This is a genomic window from Falsiroseomonas sp. E2-1-a20 (assembly GCF_051433195.1).
Lineage (GTDB): Bacteria > Pseudomonadota > Alphaproteobacteria > Acetobacterales > Acetobacteraceae > Falsiroseomonas.
In genome coordinates, this window is the sequence record NZ_JBHMFT010000002.1 from 1 (window position 1) to 23,744 (window position 23,744).

Sequence of the window (23,744 nt, forward strand, 5' to 3'; positions counted from 1 at the left end):
ACCCCCGACCGCAATCTCCAGCCACCCGCGCGGGTCGAGCCGCGCGATGTCGCCGGGCAGCAGCAGCACCGTCGTCGTGTCGCTCTCCACGATCGCCGGGCCGGGCACGGCCTGGCCGGGCGCCAGCGCCGTGAAGGCGAAGACCGGAATGTCGCGCAGCCCGCCGGCGATGTAGGCGCGGCGCTGCGCCATGGGCCTGGCGGGAGGGCAGGCGGGTAGCGCCGCCACGGGCAGGGCCGGCAGGCGGCCGATGGCGGCGACGCGCGCCGTCACCAGCACCACCTCCTCGCCGCGCAGGGCATAGGTGAACAGCGCCTCGTGCCGGGCGTGGAAGGCCGAGGCCAATTGTTCCGGCAGGCCCGGCGCCTTCCACGGCACGGCATCCAGCGGCACGCCGACCTCGAACACCTGCTCGCCATAGCGCATGTCGGCGCTGCGTCGGATGCCAGGGTCACCCGCGGGCATCCACTCCGCCATGCGGGCACGGGCGGCGGCTTCCAGCTCCGCGAACAGCGCGCGCAGCGCGGGCTCCTCCGGCAGGCCGGTGCTGCCGACCAGGCTGCGGGACACCTCGTAGCGCAGGTCGGTCTGCAGCATCCCCCAGGCGGACAGGCCGGCGGCCAGCAGCGGCACGGCAACCCGCGTCATGCCGAGGTCGCGCGCCACCGCGCTCGCGTGCAGGCCGGCCGCGCCGCCGAAGGCCAGCAGGCAGAACCCGCGCGGATCGACGCCGCGGCGGACGGTGGCGACGCGGATGCCATCGGCCATGGCGACATTGGCCAGTGCGTGGATGCCGGCGGCGCAGTCCACCATCGGAAGGCCCAGCACATCGCCGAGCCGCGCCACCGCCGCCTCGGCGGCCGCCATGTCCAGCGCGCGCCGGCCGCCGAGGAAGCGCGCCGGGTCCAGGTAGCCGAGCACCAGGTTCGCATCCGTCACCGCCGGTTCCGTGCCGCCGGCGCCGTAGCAGGCCGGCCCCGGCACCGCCCCGGCGCTGCGCGGACCCACGCGCATCATGCCGCCCGCGCCGACATGCGCCAGCGATCCGCCGCCGGCGCCCAGCGTCACGATGTCGAGGCTCTCCAGCGCGATGCGCTCGCCGCCCACCACGCGGCCGCGGCCGAGCGCGGCTTCGCCCCCCTCGATCAGCGCGACATCGGTGGAGGTGCCGCCGACATCGAAGGTGACCAGGTTCTCGCCGAGCCCAGCGCGGGCCAGCGCCAGCCCGGCCGCGACGCCGCCGGCCGGGCCGGAGAGCGCCGTGCCGGCAGCCAGCCGCGCGGCCTCGCCGACCGGTGCGACGCCGCCATGCGACAGGATGACGAACAGGGGCGCGGCCAGCCCCGCCTCCGCCAGCCGGGTCTCCAGCCGGCCGAGGTAGCGCGCGACGATCGGCCCGACCGCGGCGTTCACCACGGTGGTGGAGAAGCGCTCGAATTCCTTGATTTGCGGCAGTACGTCGGAGGACAGGGTGACATAGGCCCCGGGCAGCGCCGCGGCGACGGCGGCGCCGGCCGCCTGTTCATGCGCCGGGCTGCGCCAGGCATGCAGCAGGCAGATCGCCACCGCCTCGACCTTCGCCGCCTTCAACGCGGCGATGGCGTCGGTGAGCGAGGAATCGTCCAGCGCCACCGCCACCTCGCCGGTGGCCAGGATGCGTTCGCGGAGGCCGAGGCGGAGGCGGCGCGGCACCAGCGGTTCCGGGGGTGACAGGCGCAGATCGTAGCGTTCGGGCTTCAGCCCCTCCCGCATCTCGATGATGTCGCGGTGGCCTTCCGTGGTCAGCATGCCGATGCGGGCGACGCGGCGTTCGAGCAGGGCGTTGGTGGCGACGGTGGTGCCGTGCACCAGGCGTTCCGTGCGCGCCAGCAGGTCGCGCAGCGTCACGCCGAGCAGCCCGGCCAGAACGGCGAGACCGTCGAGCACGCCGCGCGACTGGTCCTCCGGCGTCGTCGCCGCCTTGGCGAGGAGGGTGGCGCCATCGGCGCCGATGCAGACCACGTCGGTGAAGGTGCCGCCGACGTCGCAGCCGATCCGGTAGGGCGCCTGCATCAGACCAGCCCCTCGGCGGCATCGGCGGCGCGGGCCGCCGGGTCGCGCCGGGCCGGGTCGCCCCAGCCGCCGCCGCCGCCGGACCGCACATGCAGCACGTCGCCGGGGGCCAGCGCGATGCCGGCTTCCTTGGTCCGCAGGTCGCGCGCCTCGCCCGCCACCGGCAGCAGCCGGTAGTGGTGCGGCGCGCCGTCCTGCCCGCCGAGCATCCCGGCGGCGCCGTGCCGCGCGCCGTCGCCCGCGGTATTGGCGCGGGCCGGGCCGGCGGTCTGCAGCACCAGCTCCAGCTCGCCGCCCAGGCCGCCGCGGTATTGGCCATCGCCGGCGGACCCGGCCAGGAATTCATGGCGGCGGAAGAACAGCGGAAAGCGCGCCTCCGCCATCTCCACGCTGCCGAATTTCAGGCCGCCGGCGGAATGCCACTCGCCGGCGCCGGACCAGCCATCGCCGGTCGCGTGGCCACCGCCGCCGGGGCGGGCGTGGAACAGGTGCCAGACGAATTTCCTGCCCGGACGCCGAGGGTCCTCGCCCTGGATCGCGATGCGGAACCGCCTGCCCCAGCCGCCCATGGCGCGCTCCGGGCAGGCATGGGACAGCGCCTTGACCACCGCCTCGACGATCTCGTTGGAGCAGTGGCTGGTGCACAGCGTCACCGCCGCGCCGGGGGCGGCGCGCACCACCGTGCCCTCCCGGGCGATCACGGTCAGCGGGCGGAAGGCGCCGTCGTTCTTGGCCACCTCCGGGTCCAGCAGGTAGGCCAGCGCCATGCGCACGGCGCTGACCGTGTTGGGCCAGGAGGAATTGACGAAGCCGAGGGTCTGCGGGTCGCTGGCCGTCAAATCCACCACCAGCGTGGCGCCCTGCTTGGTGACGGTGGCGCGGATCGTCACGTCCTCCGCGCCGTGGCCGTCATCATCCAGCACCGCCTCGCCGTGGTAGGTGCCGTCCGTCCAGCCGGAGATGATGCGGCCGGCATGCGCCTCGGCCAGGTCCAGGATGGCCTCCACCGCCGCGTTCAGCTTCGCGGCGCCGTGGCTGGCCAGCAGCGCTTCCAGCCGTTTCGCGCCGAGCCGGGCCGAACCCCACATCGCCATCAGGTCGCCGCGGAAATCGCGGGCGATGCGGGTGTTGAGCGCCAGCATGGCGACCAGGTCCTCCCGCAGCGTGTCACCCTCGCCAAGGCGGATCGGCGGGATGCGGAGGCCCTCCTGCCAGATTTCGGTGGCGCCCGGGTTGTAGCCGCCATGGGTGGCGCCGCCGATGTCGGATTGGTGGGCGCGGACGACGCAGAGGAAGACCAGCGCGCCGTCCTCGAAGACGGGCAACACAATGGTCAAATCCGGCAGGTGGCTGCCGCCGTGCCAGGGGTCGTTCAGCAGGAAGCAGTCGCCCGGCCGCATGGCGCCGGGGAACGCCGCCAACACCGCCTCCGCCGCGAAGGGCATGGCGCCGACATGCACCGGGATGTGGTCCGCCTGCGCCACCAGCCGGCCACGCGCGTCGCACAGCGCGATGGAGAAATCGCGGGAGGAGTTCAGGATCTGGGAGGTCGCGGTGCGCAGCAGCGCCTCGCCCATCTCCTCGACCACCGCGCGAAAGCGGTTCTCCAGTACGGCGAGGGTGACGGGGTCGGGGCCGGTGTCTGGGGCGGTTTCGGTCATGCCCCGACGGTCCTGCCTGGGCTGGCATGCGTCAAGCGGGCGGTGGGTGGTCTGGCGGCCCTGGCGGCCCCGCCGCATCATGCGGCCATGCCCCGGCCCACCACCCTGCCCGAGCTTCTGGAAAGCACCGCCGCCCGCGACCCGGACGGCCTCGCCTTCCCCGGCGTGACCTGGGCCGAGGCCGCCGCGCAGGTGCGCCGGATGGCGGGCGGCCTGGCTCGGGCGGGCATCGGCCCGGGCGACCGGGTGGCGGTGTTCCTGCCGAATCGCCCCGACTTCCTGCTGCTGCTGTTCGCCCTGGCCCGTCGCGGTGCCTGCGCGGTGATGCTGAACACGCGGTTCCGGGCGGTGGAGGTCGGCAATCTGCTGGCGCGCGCGCAGCCCGTCGCCATCGCGGTCGCGCGGGACTTCGCGACGGTGGATGCGGCGCAGGTCCTGCCGGGCCAGCCGGGCTCGCTGCGCCTGGTGCTCGGGATGGATGGGCTAGGGCAGGGGACGCTCGCCGGGCTGCCCGTGCTGCCGCGCGATGCGCTGCTGGCGGCCGGGGAGGCGCCGGACCTCGCCACGCCCGGGTCGGAATGCCTGACCTTCACCACCTCCGGCACCACCGCCGGGCCGAAGCTGGTGCTGCACCGGCAGGCGGGCATCGCCGGCCACGCGGCGGATGTGGCGGCGCGGTTCCGCACTGATGCGCCGGGCGCCGCTGTGCTGGCGGCGGTGCCGCTGTGCGGGACCTTCGGCCTCAGCATGGCGCTGGCCGGCATGGCGGGCGGGGCGCGCATCGCCTGCATGGAGCGCTTCGACGCCGCGGCGGCGGATGCGCTGATCCGGGCGGAGGGCGTCACCCACATGGTCGGCGGCGACGACCTGCTGCTGAAGCTGGCCGAGGCCGCCGGCGGGCGCCCCTACGCCCCCTTTGCCTTCACCGGCTTCGCCGGCTTCCACGGCCAATCCGATCGGGTCATGGCGGCCTCGGACGCGCTGAACCTCGCCGCCCGTGGCGTCTATGGCAGTTCGGAGGTGCAGGCCCTGTTCGCCGGCCAGGATGTCCACGGGCCGCACCGCGCGGTGGGCGGTGGCATGCCCAGCAGCGCGGCGGCGGAGTGGCGCATCGCCGAGGATGGCGAGCTGCTGCTGCGCGGCCCGTCCCTGTTCGACCGCTACCTCGGCGACCCCGAGGCCACCGCCCGCGCCATGACGCCCGAAAGCTGGTTCCGCAGCGGCGACCTGGCCGAGTCGCAGCCCGATGGCGGTTTCGCATTCCTGACCCGCCGCGGCGATGCGCTGCGGATCGGCGGCTTCCTGGTTTCGCCCGAGGAGATCGAGGGCTTCCTCCAGGCGCAGACCGGCGTCGCCGCGGCGCAGGTGGTGGAGGCGGGCGGGCGGCCCATCGCCTTCGTCATCCCGGCGCCGGGCTATGACGAGGCGGCCCTGATGGCCGCCTGCCGTGACAGGCTGGCGAAGTTCAAGGTGCCGGCGCGGATCGTGCCGCTCGATGCCTTTCCCGTGGTGGACGGCCCGAACGGTCCGAAGATCCAGCGCAACCGGCTGCGCGAGATGGCCGCCGGGTGAGCAGCGCAGCGCCACGCGACCCCCGTATCGTCGCGGCCATCGTCGCCAGCGCGCTGTTCATGCAGAACCTGGACAGCAGCGTGGTCGCCACCGCGCTGCCGGCGATGGCGCGGGACCTGGGGCGGGACCCGGTGCACCTGTCGGTCGCCATCACCTCCTACCTCGTCGCGCTGTGCGTCTTCATCCCGGTTTCCGGCTGGGTGGCGGACCGGTTCGGGCCGCGGCGGGTCTTCATGTGGGCGATCCTGGTCTTCACCGGCGCCTCCGCGCTGGTCGGCCTGTCGCAGGGCCTCGGCACGCTGGTCGCGGCGCGCATCCTGCAGGGCCTGGGCGGGGCGATGATGGTGCCGGTCGGCCGGCTGCTGCTGCTGCGCCGCGTCAGCAAGGAGGAATTGCTGACGGCGATGACCTGGCTGACCATGCCCGCGCTGCTCGGCCCGGTCTTCGGCCCGCCGCTGGGAGGGCTGCTGACGGATGCCGTGTCCTGGCGCGCGGTGTTCTGGATCAACATCCCCGTCGGCGCACTCGGCCTGGTGCTGGTCTGGCGCTTCATCCCGGAGACCGAGGCGCAGGACCCCGGCCCGCTGGACAAGCGCGGCCTGACCCTGTGGGGCCTCGCCCTGGCGCTGCTGGTCAGCGGGCTGGAGACGATCGGCCGCGGCCTCGTGCCGCTGTGGGTGACGCTGGGCGCGCTGGCGCTCGGCAGCCTGGCGGCGCTGCTCGCGGTGCGGCATTCGCGGCGCGTGGCGCGGCCGGCGGTGGACCTCTCGCTGCTGAAGATTCCGACCTTCGGCATGCCGATGCTGAGCGGCACGCTGTTCCGGGTGGGGGCCGGCGCGCTGCCCTTCCTGCTGCCGCTGACGCTGCAACTGGCCTTCGGCCTCTCGGCCTCCGGCAGCGGGCTGGTGACCTTCGCGACGGCGCTCGGCGCGCTGGTGATGAAGCCGATGATCCGGCCGCTGCTGCGGCGCTTCGGCTTCCGCAGCGTGCTGGCGGTGAATGCGGTGCTGGCGGCGGCGGGCGTCGCGGTGTGCGCGCTGTTCGACCCCTCCTGGCCGCCGATCGCCTTGTTCGCGGTGCTGGCGGCGGGCGGGCTGTCGCGGTCGCTGCAATTCACCTCCATGGCCACCATGGCCTTCGCCGACCTGCCGCAGAACCGGCTGGCGGCGGCGACCGCGATGACCGGCACCATCCAGCAATTCTCGGTGGCGCTCGGCGTGGTGCTGGGGTCGCTGACGCTGGCGGCCGGCACCTCCATCACCGGCGCCGCGCTGCCGGGGCTGCCGGAATTCCAGGCCGGCTTCGTCGTCGCCGGCCTGGTGATGCTGGCGGCGCTGCCCGGCGCATTGAGGCTGCCGCGGGATGCGGGCGCGCGGGTTTCGGGGCATCACGCGGTGCCGCCGCCCTCGTGAGGGCTTAACCCCCGGTCAAGACGCTTCACGCGGGCTGCCGCTGTGCCATGCTGGCGAAAACGCCGCACGCAGGAGCCTTCCATGTCGCCTCGCTGGTTGCTGCCCGTGCTCCTCGTGCTGGCCTGGCTGCTGCCACAGCCGGCGGCGTCCTTCGAACTTCCCGGCCTGTCCAGCGACGCTTCCACCTATGAACAGTCGCTAACCCGGCGCTTCCCGGCCGGCGGCACGGCGCAGCAGCGCAGCCAGGCCGAGACCCGCGCCCGCGCGGCCGAATCCCGCAACGACTGGGCCGCCGCGGCGGCGGCGTGGGAGGAACGGGTCGGCGCCGGCCAGGCGACGGCGGACCATTGGACCGCGCTGGCCTGGGCGCAGCTTCGCCGCACCCCGCCGGAGGCCAACCGTGCCCTGCGCGCCGGCTGGAACGCCTTCATGATGGTGCCGGGCGGCGAGCCCGAGATTCCCTCCCTGCTCGTGATGGCGGAGGCGCTGCGGCGGCTGGACCAGCCGATGTGGCAGATCCAGGCGCTGGAAGCGGTGGTGGAACGCGCGCCGCAGGACGCCAAGCAGCGCGAGACGCTGGCCGCCGCGCGCCGCGCCGCCGGCCTGCTGGTGCGCCGCATCACGACGGAGCCCGATGCGGAACCCGCGCGCGCCTGCCTGGCCTTCACCTCCGCCCCCGCCCGCCGCACCGATTGGCAGCCGCAGGACTGGCTGCGCGCGGAACCGGCCCTGCCGGAGATGTCGGTGACGCGGGAGGGGGACGCGATCTGCGTCGCCGGCCTGCCCTGGGGGACGACGACGCGGCTCGTGCTGCGCGCCGGCATGCCCGGGGAGGATGGGCTGCGCGTGCTGCGCGATGCCACCTATGCCATCGCCATGCCGAACCGCCCGGCCCGGATCGCCTTCGACAACCGCGCTTTCGTGCTGCCGCGCGGCCAGGACCCGCGCGTCACCGTCGCCACGGTGAACGTCACGGCGCTGACCCTCAAGCTGGTGCGGGTGACGGAGCGCAACCTGGTGCCGCTGATGCGCGACTGGCGCCCGGGCCAGGCGATGGATGACTGGATGGCGGAGAACCTGTCCGAGGAGATGGGCCGCGTGGTCTGGGAAGGCCGCGCGGAGCTGCCCGCCACTGAGCCCAACCGCATGGCGCGCACCGCGCTGCCGCTGCCGGAGGCGCTGCGCAGCGCCGGGCCGGGGATGTATGTGCTGGTGGCGCGGCCGGGCGACGGCACGCGGCGCGGCGGCTCGGCCTCCCTGCCCGTGCTGGCGACGGATCTCGGCATCACGGCGTGGCAGGGCACGCAGGGCATGGCCGTGCAGGTGCGCGGCTTCTCCGATGCCAGGGTCCGCGCCGAGGTCCGGGTGGCGCTGCTGGCGCGCAACAACGACATCCTGGCGGAGGCGGTGACCGGCGCGGATGGGATGGCGCGCTTCAACGGGGCCGTGCTGCGTGGTGCGGGCCAACTGGCGCCGGTCGCGGTGCAGGCTTTCTCCGGCGAGGATTTCGCGACATTGGACCTCGTGACGGGGGCCTTCGACCTGTCGGATCGCGGTGCCGCGGGCCGGCCGCATCCGGGGGCGCTGGACGCCTTCCTCTGGCTCGACCGCGGCATCTACCGCCCCGGCGAGGTGGTGCAGGTCGGCGCGCTGCTGCGCGATGCGGCGGGGCAGCCGGTGGACCTGCCGGCGCGGCTGCGCATCCGCCGGCCGAACGGGCAGGTGTTCTTCGAGAGCGTGCCCGACCGGGTGGCGGGCGCGGCCTTCGTGGCGCCGGTGACGCTGTCCGCCAGCGCGCCGGTCGGCGCCTGGACGGTGGAGGTGCTGGCGGACCCCGCCGCGCCGCCGATCGGCAGCACCAGTTTTCGGGTCGACGCCTTCGTGCCGGAGCGGCTGGAGGTCAGCGCAGGCCCGGTCGCTGGGCCACTTGTGCCCGGGGAGGCGCTGGAGGTGCCGGTCGCCGCGCGCTTCCTGTATGGCGCGCCCGGCGGCGGGCTGACCGGCACGGCGGAACTGCGCCTCGCCGTGGATCCCGAGCCCTTCCCCGCCTGGCGCGGCTGGCAGTTCGGCTTGCAGGACGAGAGCTTCGCGCCGGACCTCGAGAGCTTCGAGATTCCGGAGACGGATGCGGAGGGCCGCGCCACCCTGTCCCTGCTGCTGCCGCAGGCCCCGGACACCACCAGGCCGCTGCGCGCCGATGTTTCGGTGCTGATGGCCGAGCCCGGTGGCCGCACCAGCGGCACGCGCCTGTCCCTGCCGGTGCGCGCCCGCGGCACGCTGCTGGCGATCCGCCCGGCCTTCGAGGGCGGCGCGGTGAATGACGGCGCCGAGGCCGCCTTCGAGATCGCCGCAATGAACCCGGCGGGCGAGGCCATCGCCGCGAAGCTGCGCCTGCGCCTGGTGCGCGAAAGGCCGGATTGGCGGATCGTGATGCGCGAACGCCTGGCCCGCTACGAGACGGTCTGGCGCGACGAACCGGTGGATTCGGCCGAGATCGAGGTGGCCCCGGGCCGCCCGGCGCGCTTCGCCCGTAACCTCGGCTTCGGCCGCTACCGGATCGAGGTCACCGAGCCGAACGGCCTCGCCATCGCCAGCATCCGCTTCCGCGCCGGCTGGGCGCAGGCCGAGGCGGCGGAGGTGCCGGACCGCGTCGACGTCGCCGCCGACCGTCGCGCCTATGCGGCCGGCGACACCGCGCGGCTGCGCATCACATCCCCCTTCGCTGGCCGCGCCAGCATCGCCGTGCTGACCGGCACCGTCGTCTCGGTGCGGGAGATCGAGGTGCCGGAGGCGGGGGCGGAAGTCGAGATTCCGGTCGATGCCGCCTGGGGGCCGGGCGCGCATGTTTCCGTCACGGTCTTCCGCCCGGGGAACGCGCCGGCCGGCCGTCCGGGGCGGGCGCTCGGGCTCGCCTGGATCGGGCTGGACCCGGCGGCGCGGCGACTGGAGGTGGCGATCGAGGCGCCGCCGCTGGCCCGGCCGCGCAGCCAGGTCGCCATCCCGCTGCGCCTGACCGGCGCCGGCAGCACGGCCATGGTGACGCTGGCCGCGGTCGATGAGGGCATTTTACGAATTACCAACTTCCCCAGCCCCGACCCGGTGGAGCATTTTCTCGCCAGGCGGCGGCTCGGGCTGGATATCCGCGACGATTACGGCCGGCTGATCGCCCCTGCGGAGGGCGAGGCCGCGGTGCTGCGGCAGGGCGGCGACGACATGGGCGGCGCGGCGCTGCTGCAGGTGCCGCAGCGGCTGGTAGCGCTGTTCCAGGGGCCGGTCGCGGTCGGCGCGGATGGCTCGGCGACGGTCACGCTGGACCTGCCGGATTTCGCCGGCGAGTTGCGCCTGATGGCGGTGGCCTGGGACGGCGCCCGCATCGGCGCCGCCGCGCGGCCGATGACGGTGCGGGAACAGGTGGTGGCGGAGGCGCTGCTGCCGCGCTTCCTGGCACCGGGCGACGAGGTGCGCCTGCCGGTGCTGCTGCACAATGTCGAACTGCCGGCCGGCGATTTCCGGGTCAGCCTGACCGCGACCGGCGCCATCGAACTCGCAGGACCTGCGAGCCTCGACGTGAATCTCGCCGCCGGCGCCCGCGCCGTGCCGGCCACCACGCTGCGCGGTGCTGTGGTGGGGCAGGGCAGGCTGCGCGTGGCGGTCAGCGGCCCCGGCGGCTTCAGCACGGTGCGGGAGGCGGAGATCACCGTCCGCTCCTCCCGCCCCGCGGTGACCGAGATCGCCGTCAGCACCCTGGCACCGGGCGCGACGGCGGCGGTGGCGCTGCCCGCCGCCCGCTTCCTGCCCGGCACCTGGCGGGCCACGGCCAGCTGGGGCGCGCCGGTGCGGTATGACCCGATGGCGCTGCTCGGCGCCCTGCGGCGCTTTCCGCTGGACTGCGTGGAACAGGCGGCGTCCCGCGTGCTGGCGCTGTCCTATGCCCCGGCCAATGCCGACACGGCGCAGGAGGATGCGGCGCTGCTCGGGCGTTCGATCGCCTCCGTGCTCGACCGCCAGCGCTACGATGGCCGCTTCGGCTATTGGAGCGCGGAAGGCTCGGTGCAGGGCTGGGCCAGCCTCTATGCGACGGAGGCGCTGCTGCGCGCCCGTGCGGCCGGGGCGGCGGTGCCGGAGGCGGCGCTGGAGGCGGCCTTGCAGGCGGCCGATGACGATCTGGAGGATTCCGGCGATTCGGCCGAGTTCTTCGCGATCCACGCCTACCGGGTCCATGTCCTGTCGCTGGCCGGGCGAAACCGCCTCGGCGCGGCGCGGCGGCTGGCGGAGCAGTTGGAGAAGTTGCCGACGCCGCTGGCCAAGGCGCAACTCGCCGCCGCCTTCGCACGCGCCGGCGACACCGCGCGGGGCGAGGCGATCTTCGCCGCCGCCCTCGCCGATCCGGCACGGCAGGTCTGGTACGGCGATTTCGGCAGCGCGGCGCGGGATGCGCTGGCGACCGCCCTGCTGCTGCGCGAAAGCGGCGTGGCGCAGGACCGGCTGCCGGCGCTGCTGGCGCGGCTGCCCGGCGCGGAATTCACACCGGCCGTCAGCAACACCCAGGAACAGGCCTGGGCGGTCGCCGCGGCCTTCGTGCTGGGTCGCGACGGACGCCCGGCGCGGATCACGCTGGATGGGCGGGACCTGCCGGTGGCGCCGGTGGTGACGGCGCCGCTGACGGCGGCCGGCAGCGCGCGCAATCGCGGCGAGGCGCCGGTCGTGCAGGCGGTCTCCATCGCCGGCGTGCCGACCTCCCCCTTGCCGGCGGCATCCCAGGGCATGCGGGTGGCGCGGCGCTTCTTCGCGCTCGATGGCCAGCCGCTGAACCTGGACGCGCTGCGGGCGGGCACCGGCTTCGTCCTGCTGCTGGAAGCCCGCGCCACCACCAACGACCGCCACCAGGCGATGGTGATCCAGGGCCTGCCGGCGGGGTGGGAGATCGCCGGGCGGCTCGGCCCGGGCGCCGTGCCGGGCATGCCCTGGCTCGGCGAACTCACCGCGCCGGACGTGCAGCCGGCGCGTGACGACCGCTTCGCCGCGGCGCTGGACCTGACGCCGGACCAGCCCCTGGCGCGCTTCGCGGTGCGGCTGCGGGCGGTGACGGCGGGCAGCTTCGAACTGCCGGGGATGGAGGCGCAGGACATGTACCGGCCCGGCGTCTTCGCGCGGCAGAACGTGGCGCGCATCACGGTCCTTCCGGTGGAGTGAGGGCGGTGCCCGGATTGCGTGGCCTCCGCGGCCCCCCTCACCCAACCCCCCAGGAAGGGGAGAGGGCTGCGAAGGCTTGGCGCGCAGAGCGTTCCGGACCCTGAGCCGATGCGCTGGGGCCTGGGCCTGGTCATTCTGGTCGTCGCCGTCCTCGCGCTGGACCGCGCCCTGCCGCCCGACCTGTCCCGCCTCCGGGCGGGGATCGAGGTGCTGGACCGGGAGGGCCGCACCCTGTCCGCCCTGCCGGCGCCGGGCGGCATCTGGCGCCTGCCGACTGCCGCGGCCGAGGTGCCGCCGCATCTGGTGGCGATGCTGCTGGCGGCGGAGGACCGGCGCTTCCGCTGGCATCCGGGCTTCGACCCGCTGGCGCTCGGCCGCGCCGCCTTCCAGTGGATTCGCGCCGGGCGGGTGGTCTCCGGCGGCTCGACCCTGACCATGCAGGCGGCCCGGCTGCTGGAGCCGCGCCCCCGGACCCTGCGCAGCAAGGCCGTGGAAATCCTGCGTGCGGTGCAGCTGGAGGCGCGGTTCTCCAAGGACGAAATCCTTGGCATCTGGCTGACCCTGGCGCCGCAGGGCGGCAACCTGGAGGGTCTGCGTGCCGGCTCCCTCGCCTGGTTCGGCCGCCCGCCCGGGCAGCTCGATGCCGCCGAATCGGCGCTGCTGGTGGCGCTGGCCCGGCGGCCGGAGGCGTTGCGGCCGGACCGGCACCCGGATGCGGCGCGCGCCGCCCGCGATGCCGTGCTGCGGGTCCGCGCCGCCGGGGCCGGCGGTGTCAGCGGCGCGGAGGTGGCGCTGGCGCTGGCCGCGCCGGTGCCCGCCGCCCGCCAGCCGATGCCACGCCTGGCCCCGCATCTGGCGCGCCAGGTGGCGCAGGGTGCCGCGCCGGGCAGCCGCATCGCCACGACGCTCGACCGTGATCTGCAACGCGCGATGGAGCGCCTGGCCGAGGCGGCACTTCACGAGTTTCCGGATCGCGCGGCTCTTGCATTGGTTGTGGCGGAGACGGATTCGAGAAGCGTCCGTGCGCTGGTCGGTGGCAGCTTCGGCGTCGAAGCCCGGGCCGGGATGCTGGACCTGACGCGCGCCGTGCGCTCGCCCGGTTCCGCCCAGAAACCCTTCCTCTACGCCATGGCCTTCGAGGCCGGGCTGGCGCGGCCGGAGACGCTGGTGGCGGACCTGCCCTTCCGCTTCGGCAGCTACGCGCCGGAGAATTTCTCCCGCGATTTCACCGGCCGCGTCACCGCCGCGGAGGCCCTGCGGCAATCGCTGAACCTGCCCGCCGTGGCGCTGCTGTCGGAACTGGGCGCGCTGCGCTACGCCGCCGCGCTGAAGGCCGCCGGCAGCCCGCCGCGCCTGGCGTCGGGTGCGGCGCCATCCCTGCCGCTGGCGCTCGGCGGCGCTGGCACGACCCTGCGCGAGTTGGTGGCGCTGTATGCGCTGCTCGGCGATGCCGGGCGGGCCGGGGCGCTGACCGCCTTGCCCGCCGCGCCCGCCGAATGGCCGGAGGTGGTGACGCCGCGCGCCGCCGCCGCGGTTGCCGGCATCCTGGTGCAACCCTTCCCGGGCGGCGGGCCGGGTGGGGTGGCGTGGAAGACCGGCACCTCCTGGGGCGGCCGGGATGCCTGGGCGCTCGGGCTGGATGCGCGGCATGTCGCGGGCGTCTGGATCGGACGGCCGGACGGCACGCCGATTCCGGGCCTGAACGGCCGCGCCGCGGCGCTGCCGGTGCTGGCGCAGGTCTTCGCCCGGCTGCCGGCCGCGCCGCGCCAGCCTTTGCAGGTTCGCGCCGCGCCGCGCCCCTTCGCCGAAGCCGCCGACCGCCTGCGCCTGCTGTTCCCCATGCCGGGCGCGGAGCTGGTGGAGGGCGCCGGCCCCGTCACCCTGCGCGCCACCGGCGGCCGCCGCCCGCTGGTCTTCCTGGTGGATGGCGCGCCGCTGCCGCACCAGCGCGCCCGGCGGGAGGCCGCCTGGACACCGCCCGGCCCGGGTTTCTACCGCGTGACGGTACTGGACGCGGATGGCATCGCGGCGGCGGCCGAGTTGCGGGTGCGCTGAGGCGCGTTCATCCCCCGCAGGCGGCCAGCGCCGCCCGCATATGCGCCGGCACCGGCGCCTCCACCCGCAGCGGCGGCTCCAGCGGGAGCGCCAGGCTGCGCGCCAGCAGGTGCAGGCCCCCGGCTTCCCCACCGCCATACATCGCATCGCCCAGGATCGGGCAGCCGAGATGCGCGCAGTGCACCCGCAACTGGTGCGTCCGCCCGGTCTCCGGCCGCAATTCCAGCCAGACCAGCCCCGTGCCGCGCCCGAGCACGCGCCAGGCGCTGCGCGCGGCATCGCCCTTCGGGTCCACCCGCATCCGCCAGCCCCGCGCCGCACTGCTGATTTTCCCGAGTGGCGCGTCCACCAGGCCCGACTCGCCGTCCGGGCCGCCGCGCACCACCGCCCAGTAGACCTTTTCCACCCGCCGCTCGGCGAACAGCCGGTTGAGCTGCGCGAGCATCGGCGCGGTGCGGCCCAGCACCAGCACGCCGGCGGTATCCGCATCCAGCCGATGCGCCGGCTGCGGCAGGCGCTTCTTCCCAAGGCGCAGCGCCGGCAGCCAGGCGTCGAGCGATTCGCCCTGGCGCGCCGAGACCGGCAGCCCGGCGGGCTTGTCCAGCACCAGGACCTCCGGCCCCAGATGCAGGATTCGTGCATGCAACCATGCAGGCGGTGCAATCTCCGCTTGGCGCGGCGTGCGTTGCAATGGAACCCTGGGTGGCATGAATCAGCCTGATCTCCGAACCACCGTGATCTGCCTCGGCAGCGTCGTCATGGACCACACTTTCCTCGTGCAGGACATCGTCCAACCGCCGTCCAAGAACCGGGCCAACAGCTACAGCCTGGGCGCCGGCGGGCTGGCGGCCAATGCCTCCATCGGCGTCGCGCGCCTGGGCGGCCGCTGCATCTTCTGGGGGCGGGTGGGCGACGACCTCAATGGCGGCCCGCTGCTGGAGGCGCTGACGGCACAGGGGGTCGATGTCTCGCACTGCCACGTGGCGCCCAACGCGCGCACGCCGGTCTCCGCGGTGCTGGTGGACCCGGTGGGCGAACGCAGCATATTTTCCTATCGCGGCGACAACCTCGGCACCGACCCGTCCTGGCTGCCGCTGCACCTGCTGGACACGGCCCACGCCTTCCTGTGCGACCCGCGCTGGCCGGAAGGCAGCGGTGCCGCGCTGGACCACGCCCGCGCCCGCGGCATCCCAACCGTGATCGATGGCGAGAAAAGCGAGACCCGCCTGCTGCTGGACCTGATCCCGCGCAGCGACCACGCCATCTTTTCCCAGCCCGGCCTGACCAACTACGCGCCAGGCGCCCGACCGGTGGACGGGCTGCGCAAGGCGATCGCCGCCGGCTGCCGCACCGCCGCGGTGACGCGGGGGGAGAAGGGCACGCTGTGGCTGACGGCGGAGGATCCGGAGCCCCGCATCACCCCCGCCTTTCGCGTCCAGGCCACCAACACCACCGGCGCCGGGGACGTGTTCCACGGCGCCTATGCGCTGGCGATGGCGGAACGCCAGGCGGTGGCGGATGCCATGCGCTTCGCCTCCGCCGCCGGCGGCCTGCGCGCGCGCGACGGCGCGACCCCGACGCGGGAGATGGTGGAGGCGCTGCTGCGGGGCTGAGGCCGATGCGGGTCTCGCATTGACCTTTAGCGCGGAACCTCCGGGCGCGCCTCAACGTTGACACAATCTGCAAAAGGAGCTGGCGATGCCATCGAGCGGCGCGCGGACCGTCCTGGTCGTCGAGGATGAGGACATCATCGCCATGGCAGCTGGCGAGGCGCTGCAAGGTTCCGGCTTCCGCGTCTGCGGCACCGCCGATTCCGAGGCCACGGCCCTGCAACTGGCGGCCCAGCACGACCCGGAATTCGCCGTGGTGGACCTGCATCTCGGCGGGGTGCAGAGCGGGTTGCGCATCGGCCGCACGCTGGTGGCCCGCGGTGTCTCGGTGCTCTACGCCACCGGCCATGGCTCCACCTGGCGGCAGGAGATGGAGGATACCGGTGCCCGCGGCTGCCTCACCAAGCCCTATGAGCCCGCCGAGGTCCCCGCCGCGTTGATGGTGCTGGAGCGCCTGCGGGCCGGCGAGACGGTGCGCCGCCTGCCGCCCGACATGCACCTGTTCGTCGATTGAGGACAATTCTCCGCGGATCATGACTGATCCGCCCCCATGCGCCGGCGCTTCGCTTGGCTGCGCCGCAGGGGCGGCGGCGGCCATTCGGCCGCTCGCCCGCCGGAGCGGGCCTTGGGCCCTTAGCCACCGCCCGGGATGGGCGGCGGCGTGGTGCCGGCCAGCAGCGCCGTGCGCGCCGCCGCCAGGATGGCGCGGCCGCCGCGTTCCGGGTGCAGCACGAACAGCAGAAGCGAACGGCCGGTGACCATGTAGGGGTGGCCGAATTCGAAGGGCTCCGGCTCCTCCACCTCCGGCTTGTTGGTGTCCACCAGCAGCAGCCAGCGCTGCCCCGCCGGCGGCTCCGGCAGCGCGAATTCGACGCCGTCGTGATGCGCGTTGAACACCGCGAGCAGCGTGGCATCCGCCGCCGGACGCCGGATGCCGGTGGCCTGCGCGCGGCCATCCAGCAGCATGCCGAAGCAGCGCGCATGCGGGTCGTCCCAGTGCCCGTTCTCCATCTCGGTGCCGGAGGGCGTCACCCAGGTGACGTCCTTGATGCCGAGTTCCTCGTTCACCGCGCCGGACAGGAAGCGCGCGCGGCGCAGCACCGGGAAGCCCTGCCGCAGCGCGATCAGCTTGCGCGTGAAGGCGGCGAGCCCCAGGCCCTCCGCGGAGACGCCTGCCCAGTTCAGCCAGCTGAGTTCGTTGTCCTGGCAATAGACGTTGTTGTTGCCCTGCTGCGTGCGGCCGAACTCGTCGCCGGCCAGGATCATCGGCGTGCCCTGCGACAGCAGCAGCGTCGCCAGCAGGTTGCGCTTCTGGCGTTCCCGGATTGCGATGATCTCGGGGTCGTCGGTCGGACCTTCGACGCCATGGTTCCAGGACAGGTTGTGGTTGTGGCCGTCCTGCCCGCCCTCGCCATTCGCCTCGTTGTGCTTGTCGTCATAGCTGACCAGGTCGTTCAGCGTGAAGCCGTCATGCGCCGTGATGAAGTTGATGCTGGCCCACGGCTTGCGGCCACGGCGATTGAACAGGTCGGCCGAGGCACTCAACCTTGCGGCGAGTTCCGGCGCCTGGCCCTCGTCGCCGCGCCAGAAGGCGCGCACCTGGTCGCGGAAGCGGTCGTTCCATTCCGACCAGCCCGGCGGAAACCCGCCGACCTGGTAGCCGCCGGGTCCGCAATCCCATGGCTCCGCGATCAGCTTGACGCGCGACAGCACCGGGTCCTGCCGGCAGGAATCGAGGAAGCCGCCGCCCTCGTCGAAGCCATGCGTCTCCCGGCCCAGGATCGTCGCCAGGTCGAAGCGGAAGCCGTCCACGCGCATTTCCGTCGCCCAGTAGCGCAGGCTGTCCGTCACCATCTGCAAAACGCGCGGATGCGAAAGGTTCAGCGTGTTGCCGGTGCCGGCATCGTTCATGTACCAGCGCGGCGTCTCCGGCAGCAGCCGGTAGTAGCTGGCATTGTCGATGCCCTTGAAGGACAGGGTCGGGCCGAACTCATTGCCCTCCGCCGTGTGGTTGTAGACCACGTCGAGGATCAGCTCGAGCCCGGCATCGTGCAGCCGCGCGACCATCTCCTTGAACTCGGCGAAGGCGAAGCTCGGCGTGCGGGCGTAGCGTCGCGCCGGCGCGAAGAAGGCGATGGTGTTGTAGCCCCAGTAGTTCGTGAGGCCCTTGTCCAGCAGGAACTGGTCGTTGAGGAAGGTGTGCACCGGCAGCAATTCCACCGACGTCACGCCGAGGTTGCGCAGGTAGTCCACCACCTCCGGCGCTGCGAGTCCGGCGTAGGTGCCGCGCATGTCCTCCGGCAGGCCCGCATGCAACTTCGTCATGCCCTTCACATGCGTCTCGTAGATGACGGTCCGGTCCCACGGCACGGACGGGCTGCGTTCCCGGCCCCAGGTGAAGGCGGGGTCGATGACGCGGCATTTCGGCATCAGCCGGCTGCTGTCGCGGTCGTCGAAGGTCTGGTCGTCCGCGGATTCCATCCGGTAGCCGAACAGCTCCGGCCCCCAGGCCAGGTCGCCGATGATCGCCTTCGCGTAGGGGTCCAGCAGCAGCTTGTGGTGATTGAAGCGGTGCCCGGCATCGGGTGCGTGCGGGCCATGCACGCGGTAGCCGTAGATGGTGCCGGGGCGCGCATCCGGCAGGTAGCCGTGCCAGACCTCGTCGGTGTATTCGGGCAGATCAAGACGTTCGAGTTCGGTCTCACCCGAATCGTCGAACAGGCAAAGCTCAACCTTGGTGGCGTGCGCCGAAAACAGCGCGAAATTCACGCCGACACCGTCCCAGCTTGCTCCGAGGGGAAAAGGCAGGCCCTCGCGAATTCGTGTTGGCCGCATCAGCTGCGGTGCCGCAACCACCTGTCGTATCCGCATTCACAATCCCCGTTACCACGACGCAAAAATCTGTGGCGGCATCACAACATCACAAGCGTATGCGCGTTCCCGTTGCACATCACATTTCGTCGGTGACACAGAACGCCCAAGAATTCGGCGAAGCCGCGGAACGAATGCCCGCGCCACCAGTTTGCCGATCCCCGGAGAAAGCCACCGCATGACCGACGACGCAAGCATCGCCCGCGCCCACAGCATGCCCTTCGGTGCCGCGCCGGTGCCCGGAGGAGGCGCCCGGTTTCGCATCTGGGCGCCTTCGCACCAGGTGGTGTGCCTGGTGCTGGGGGATGCGGCGGAGGTGCTGCCGATGCAGGCGGAAGCCGGCGGATGGCACATGCTGCTGGTCGAGGCGGCCGCACCCGGAACACGCTACCGCTTCGTTCTGCCGGACGGCCTTCGGGTCCCGGACCCGGCTTCGCGCTTCCAGCCGGAGGATGTGCACGGGCCGAGCGAGGTGATCGACCCCGCCGCGCATCGCTGGACGGATGCCGCCTGGCGCGGGCGCCCCTGGAGCGAGGCGGTGGTGTATGAACTGCACATCGGCACCTTCACGCCCGAAGGCAGTTTCCGCGCTGCGATCGCGAAGCTGGATCATCTGGTGGCGCTCGGCGTCACCGCCATCGAGATCATGCCGATCGCGGATTTCCCGGGCGCGCGCAACTGGGGTTATGACGGCGTGCTGCCCTATGCGCCGGATTCCAGCTACGGACGGCCGGAGGATCTGAAGGCGCTGGTCCAGGAAGCCCATGCGCGCGGCCTGATGGTGCTGCTGGATGTCGTCTACAACCATTTCGGGCCGGAGGGCGCGTATCTCCACGCCATCGCGCCGCAGGCCTTCACCGATCGGCACGCGACGCCCTGGGGCACGGCCTTGAACTTCGATGGCGCCGACAGCGCGCCGGTGCGCGACTTCTTCATCCACAACGCGCTGTACTGGATCGAGGAGTTTCATCTGGATGGCCTGCGCCTCGACGCGGTGCATGCCATCATCGATGACAGTCCGACGCACCTGCTGGAGGAGTTGGCGCAGCGCGTGCGGGCCGCGGTGCCCGACCGGCCGGTGCACCTGCTGCTGGAGAATGAGGAGAACCAGGCGTCGCGGCTTCGGCGCGATGCCCATGGCGCGCCGCTCCAGTACACGGCGCAGTGGAACGACGACGTGCACCATGTGCTGCACGTCGCCGCCAGTGGCGAGCAGGCCGGCTATTATGCGGACTACCACGGCGACACGGAACGGCTGGCGCGCGCGCTGGCGCAGGGCTTCGCCTTCCAGGGCGAAGTGATGCCCTATCGCGGCCATGCGCGGGGCGAACCCTCCGCCGGGCTGCCGCCGACCGCCTTCGTCGCCTTCATCCAGAACCACGACCAGATCGGCAACCGCGCCTTCGGCGACCGCCTGACGCATTTCGCGCCCGCCGAGGCGGTGCGCGCCGTCGCCGCGGTGTCCCTGCTTCTGCCGCAGGTGCCGATGCTGTTCATGGGCGAGGAATGGGCCGCCGCGCAGCCCTTTCCCTTCTTCTGCGATTTCGGCCCCGACCTGGCCGAGGCCGTGCGCGAAGGGCGCCGCAGCGAGTTCTCGCGGTTTCCGGAGTTCGCCGATCCGGCCTCGCGCGAACGCATCCCAGACCCGCTGTCGGAGGCAACCTTCGCCAGCGCCAAGCTGAGGTGGGAGGATGCCGCGAAGCCGCCGCATGCCGACTGGCTCGCCTGGTACCGCGACGTGCTCGCGGTGCGCCATGCCGAGATCATGCCACGCCTGTCCGGCATTCAGCGGGGCGGCACCTACCGCATCGTCGGCGCGGGGGCCGTGGAAATCCGCTGGGCGCTCGCGGATGGTGGTGCGCTGCTTCTGGCCGCCAACCTGTCCGCTGATCCGGCCAGTGGCTTTTCGCCGTCAACCGGCCGCGGGATCTGGCAGCAGGGTGAACTTCCTGGCCCGTGGTCCGTCCGCTGGTCCATCGAGGATGCCGAGAATGTCTGAGCCCGTGATCCCGCGCGCCACCTACCGCCTGCAATTCCACAAGGGCTTCGGCTTCGCGGATGCGACCAGGCTGGCGCCCTACCTGGCGCGTCTCGGCGTCAGCCATGTCTATGCCTCGCCCTACCTGAAGGCGCGTCCCGGCAGCAGCCATGGCTACGACATCGTCGACCACGCCGCGCTGAACCCGGAGCTTGGCGACGAGGCCGCGTTCCGCGCCATGTCGGCGGCCTTTCGCGAACACGGCCTCGGCCAGATCCTCGACTTCGTCCCGAACCACATGGGCGTCGGCGGTGCCGACAATCCCTGGTGGCTCGACGTGCTCGAATGGGGCTCCGACTCCGACTACGCCGGCTGGTTCGACATCGACTGGAACGCGCGGCGTCGCCTGCTGGTGCCGTTCCTCGGCGACCAGTACGGCGCAGTGCTGGAGTCCGGGCAGTTGGAGCTTCGCTTCGACGCGGAGGCCGGCAGCTTCGCCGTCTGGGCCTATGGCACCCACAAGCTGCCGATCACCCCGCCGCACTACAACCGCGTGCTGGGCGAGGATCATCCGGCGCTGGAGCGCCTGGGCGATGCCTTCGCCGGCATCTCCGACTGGCGGCCGCGCGTGGTCGCGCGGGCGCGCGACCTGCAGGCGGAACTGGCCGCGCTGGTGCGCCGCGACCCCTCGGCGCGTGCAGCGGTGGAGGATGCGATCGCCCGCCTGAACGGCGAGGCCGGCCGGCTGGAAAGCTGGCGCGAGCTGGATGCGCTGATCCAGGACCAGCATTGGCGCGCGGCGTATTTCCGCGTCGCGGCCGACGACATCAACTACCGCCGCTTCTTCAACATCAACGAACTCGCCGGCCTGCGGATGGAACTGCCGGAGCTGTTCGAGCAGGCGCACCGCCTGGTCTTCGACCTGCTGCGCGACGGCACGCTGGACGGGCTGCGGATCGACCATGTGGACGGGCTGCTGGATCCTAAGGGCTACCTGCAACGTCTGCGCGACAAGGCGCCGCGCCCCTTCTACCTGGTGGTCGAGAAGATCCTGGCGCGGGAGGAACATCTGCGCGCGGATTGGCCGGTGCAGGGCACCACGGGCTACGAATTCGCCAACCTCGTGCTCGGCGTGCTGGTCGACCCGCGGGGCGAGGCGGGGCTGACCCGCTTCTACGAGGACTTCACAGGGGAGCGAGAGTCCTTCGCCGACATCGTGCAGGACAGCAAGCTGCGCATCATGCGGAACGAGATGGCGAGCGAGCTTGCCATGCTGGCGCAGGAAGCCGTGCGCATCGCGATCCAGACCCCACGCACCGCCGACTTCACCCGCAACATCCTGCAGCGTGGCCTGGCTGCGATCGTGGCCGGCTTTCCGGTCTATCGCACCTATGTCGACGCCACCTCGCCCCCCACGGATGCGGACCGGCAGGATCTGGCACACGCCGTCGCCGCGGCGCGGCGAGAGGAGCCCGACCTCGACCCCAGCGTCTTCGACTTCCTGCACCGCCTGCTGACCGCCGACCTCGTTGCCGAACCCCGCAGCGGCTTCAGCCGCCACGCGGTGCAGCGGCTGGCGATGCGGGTGCAGCAGTACAGCGGCCCGATCATGGCCAAGGGCCTCGAGGACACGGCCTTCTACCGCTACAACCGCTTCGTCGCGCTGAACGAGGTGGGCGGCCATCCCGACCATTTCGGCGTGTCGCTCGCGGAATTCCACGCCGGCAATGCGGAGCGCGCGGCGGATTGGCCGCAGGCGATGCTGTCCACCTCGACGCATGACACCAAGCGCGGGGAGGACACGCGCGCACGCCTCGCAGTCCTCGCCGAAATGCCGGAGGACTGGGCGCAACACGTCCGGCGGTGGAGCGCGATGCTGCGCGGCGACGCGCCCGGCCGCACGCCGGACCGCAACGACGAGTTCCTGTTCTACCAGCTTCTGCTCGGGGCCTTTCCGGTGCAGCCGGATGGCGCGGCACCGGATGCCGCGACGCTGGCCGATTTCGCCACACGGCTCGAGGGCGCGATGGTGAAGTCGATGCGGGAGGCGAAGCGGCACTCCAACTGGGCGGCGCCGAACGCGGCCTATGAGGATGCGATGCTGGCGCTGGTGCGCAAGGCGCTGGCGGACCAGGGCTTCCTGGCCGATTTCCTGCCGTTCCAGGATCGCATCGCCCGCCTCGGCCTGGACAACAGCCTGGTGCAGACTGCGTTGAAACTGACCCTGCCGGGCGTGCCCGATATCTACCAGGGCGCGGAGATGTGGGACCTCAGCCTGGTGGACCCGGACAACCGGCGGCCGGTGGATTTTCCTGCACGCGAGGCGGCGCTTGCCGGCATCCAGGACGCCGTGCGGCGCGACGCTGCCGTCGCGGTACGCGCCATGCGCGACAACTGGCGCGACGGCCGGCTGAAGCTGGCGCTGACCACGACGCTGCTGGCACACCGGCGCGCCAATCCGGCGCTGTACGCGGAGGGTGGCTACGAGGCGCTGGACCAGCCGGCCGACACCCTCATCGCCTTCCGGCGGCGGCACGGCGATGCGGCCCTGATGGTCCTCGCCGCGCGCTTCCCCTCCCGCAGGCCGGACGGGAGCGGCGCAACCATTGCCGCCACCGGGCGTTGGCGCGACCTGATGACGGGGCAGGTCCATGAAGGGCCGGTGCTGCCCGTGGCGCGGCTTCTGGCCGATCTGCCCGTGGCGGTGCTGGAGGCGCTGTAGCTACTCGGCGTCGAGCTGCGCGAGCGCACGCTCGATGTTGCGGCGGGCCTGGCGCTCGCAGGCCAGGAAGAAGCGGTCCGTACGGAAGATGCGTTCGCGCCACAGCAGCATCTGCAATTCCGCGAACCGGCCGGCGCGGTAGGAATCGGGGCGCAGATGCGCCTGTTCCCGTCGGTTCGCGGCCTCATAGGCGTCGAAGGCGGCGGGTGGCGCGCCGAGGATGGACAGGTCCGAATCCAGCAGCAGCATCGCATCGCCGCGCAGCGAGGCGTCGCGCGTCTCCGGCAATTCCTGCCGCGCCACCGCCAGGATCAGCACCTCGGCCCGCGCCAGTGTCGTGGCCGGCGTGGCGCGCATCATCTCCCGCATCAACTGCGCGCTACGCTGTGCGCTGTCGGGCGTCTTCGGCTCGAATACCGCATTGTGGAACAGCACGGCCAGGATGAAGGCGCTGCGGTTGGCGATGGCGCCGGCGACGTCCTCCGCCACCTCCAGCATGCCGCCGATGCGGGCCCAGCCATGGTGGATACGATGCGGCTCGGCGTAGCGACGGCGCAGGTCGGTGAGCACGGCAGCGTCCAAAAGCGGCATCCTCGGTGGGTCGTTGCGCATAGTCTG

13 protein-coding genes are annotated in these 23,744 nt (G+C 72.8%); 8 read left to right on the forward strand and 5 right to left on the reverse strand.

Going from position 1 to position 23,744, the window contains the following annotated elements:
- Together ACFHPP_RS02515 and ACFHPP_RS02520 are read right to left on the reverse strand one after the other, a co-directional pair.
- Positions 1-2,052, reverse strand: a 2,052-nt coding sequence (locus ACFHPP_RS02515; protein ID WP_437161692.1) for a hydantoinase/oxoprolinase family protein, incomplete at its 3' end; no start/stop codon positions are given.
- Complete coding sequence (locus ACFHPP_RS02520) at positions 2,052-3,713, reverse strand: hydantoinase B/oxoprolinase family protein (RefSeq protein WP_437161693.1); 1,662 nt, start codon at positions 3,711-3,713, stop codon at positions 2,052-2,054. The genes ACFHPP_RS02520 and ACFHPP_RS02515, both read right to left, overlap by 1 nt.
- An 87-nt stretch (positions 3,714-3,800) precedes the next feature.
- Here ACFHPP_RS02520 and ACFHPP_RS02525 point away from each other — a divergent pair, with 87 nt between their 5' ends.
- The 4 genes from ACFHPP_RS02525 to pbpC all read left to right on the forward strand — a co-directional run bounded on the left by ACFHPP_RS02525 (position 3,801) and on the right by pbpC (position 13,945).
- A complete protein-coding gene (locus tag ACFHPP_RS02525; protein WP_437161694.1) occupies positions 3,801-5,285 on the forward strand; it encodes an AMP-binding protein in 1,485 nt (494 codons plus the stop codon).
- On the forward strand, positions 5,282-6,697 hold the full coding sequence (locus ACFHPP_RS02530; RefSeq protein ID WP_437161695.1) for an MDR family MFS transporter: 1,416 nt from the start codon (positions 5,282-5,284) through the stop codon (positions 6,695-6,697). Before ACFHPP_RS02525 ends, ACFHPP_RS02530 begins: the two co-directional genes overlap by 4 nt.
- Before the next feature lie 81 nt (positions 6,698-6,778).
- On the forward strand, positions 6,779-11,890 hold the full coding sequence (locus ACFHPP_RS02535) for an alpha-2-macroglobulin family protein (RefSeq protein WP_437161696.1): 5,112 nt from the start codon (positions 6,779-6,781) through the stop codon (positions 11,888-11,890).
- A gap of 108 nt (positions 11,891-11,998) precedes the next feature.
- Positions 11,999-13,945: a penicillin-binding protein 1C gene (pbpC, locus tag ACFHPP_RS02540; RefSeq protein ID WP_437161697.1), complete on the forward strand. Its 1,947-nt coding sequence runs from the start codon at positions 11,999-12,001 to the stop codon at positions 13,943-13,945.
- A 7-nt stretch (positions 13,946-13,952) separates the two neighbouring features.
- Here pbpC and ACFHPP_RS02545 read toward each other — a convergent pair whose 3' ends face one another.
- Entirely contained in the window at positions 13,953-14,552 is a 600-nt protein-coding gene (locus ACFHPP_RS02545) for an RluA family pseudouridine synthase (protein WP_437161698.1), read from the reverse strand.
- A gap of 100 nt (positions 14,553-14,652) precedes the next feature.
- On the opposite strand from ACFHPP_RS02545, the gene ACFHPP_RS02550 reads away from it, so the two are divergent.
- Together ACFHPP_RS02550 and ACFHPP_RS02555 are read left to right on the forward strand one after the other, a co-directional pair.
- Positions 14,653-15,558, forward strand: coding sequence for a PfkB family carbohydrate kinase (locus ACFHPP_RS02550; RefSeq protein ID WP_437161699.1), 906 nt, complete (start codon positions 14,653-14,655; stop codon positions 15,556-15,558).
- Between the two features lie 85 nt (positions 15,559-15,643).
- On the forward strand, positions 15,644-16,069 hold the full coding sequence (locus tag ACFHPP_RS02555) for a response regulator (RefSeq protein WP_437161700.1): 426 nt from the start codon (positions 15,644-15,646) through the stop codon (positions 16,067-16,069).
- Positions 16,070-16,188: 119 nt separating this feature from the next.
- Here the strand turns inward: ACFHPP_RS02555 and glgX are convergent, their stop codons facing one another.
- Complete coding sequence (gene glgX / locus ACFHPP_RS02560; protein WP_437162082.1) at positions 16,189-18,390, reverse strand: glycogen debranching protein GlgX; 2,202 nt, start codon at positions 18,388-18,390, stop codon at positions 16,189-16,191.
- 214 nt (positions 18,391-18,604) lie between these two features.
- Here glgX and treZ point away from each other — a divergent pair, with 214 nt between their 5' ends.
- Together treZ and treY are read left to right on the forward strand one after the other, a co-directional pair.
- Positions 18,605-20,425, forward strand: coding sequence for a malto-oligosyltrehalose trehalohydrolase (treZ, locus tag ACFHPP_RS02565; RefSeq protein ID WP_437161701.1), 1,821 nt, complete (start codon positions 18,605-18,607; stop codon positions 20,423-20,425).
- On the forward strand, positions 20,418-23,126 hold the full coding sequence (treY, locus tag ACFHPP_RS02570; protein WP_437161702.1) for a malto-oligosyltrehalose synthase: 2,709 nt from the start codon (positions 20,418-20,420) through the stop codon (positions 23,124-23,126). Before treZ ends, treY begins: the two co-directional genes overlap by 8 nt.
- On the opposite strand, the gene ACFHPP_RS02575 is transcribed toward treY, so the two are convergent.
- On the reverse strand, positions 23,127-23,717 hold the full coding sequence (locus ACFHPP_RS02575) for an HD domain-containing protein (RefSeq protein ID WP_437161703.1): 591 nt from the start codon (positions 23,715-23,717) through the stop codon (positions 23,127-23,129).
- Positions 23,718-23,744 lie beyond the last annotated feature (27 nt).

Excerpts from the sequence above, each read along its gene's own strand:
- ACFHPP_RS02520 (WP_437161693.1), bottom strand. The coding sequence starts at position 3,713 with ATGACCGAAACCGCCCCAGACACCGGCCCCGACCCCGTCACCCTCGCC.
- ACFHPP_RS02525 (WP_437161694.1), top strand. The coding sequence starts at position 3,801 with ATGCCCCGGCCCACCACCCTGCCCGAGCTTCTGGAAAGCACCGCCGCC.
- ACFHPP_RS02535 (WP_437161696.1), top strand. The coding sequence starts at position 6,779 with ATGTCGCCTCGCTGGTTGCTGCCCGTGCTCCTCGTGCTGGCCTGGCTG.
- pbpC (WP_437161697.1), top strand. The coding sequence starts at position 11,999 with ATGCGCTGGGGCCTGGGCCTGGTCATTCTGGTCGTCGCCGTCCTCGCG.
- ACFHPP_RS02550 (WP_437161699.1), top strand. The coding sequence starts at position 14,653 with ATGAATCAGCCTGATCTCCGAACCACCGTGATCTGCCTCGGCAGCGTC.
- ACFHPP_RS02555 (WP_437161700.1), top strand. The coding sequence starts at position 15,644 with ATGCCATCGAGCGGCGCGCGGACCGTCCTGGTCGTCGAGGATGAGGAC.
- glgX (WP_437162082.1), bottom strand. The coding sequence starts at position 18,390 with ATGCGGCCAACACGAATTCGCGAGGGCCTGCCTTTTCCCCTCGGAGCA.
- treZ (WP_437161701.1), top strand. The coding sequence starts at position 18,605 with ATGACCGACGACGCAAGCATCGCCCGCGCCCACAGCATGCCCTTCGGT.
- treY (WP_437161702.1), top strand. The coding sequence starts at position 20,418 with ATGTCTGAGCCCGTGATCCCGCGCGCCACCTACCGCCTGCAATTCCAC.
- ACFHPP_RS02575 (WP_437161703.1), bottom strand. The coding sequence starts at position 23,717 with ATGCCGCTTTTGGACGCTGCCGTGCTCACCGACCTGCGCCGTCGCTAC.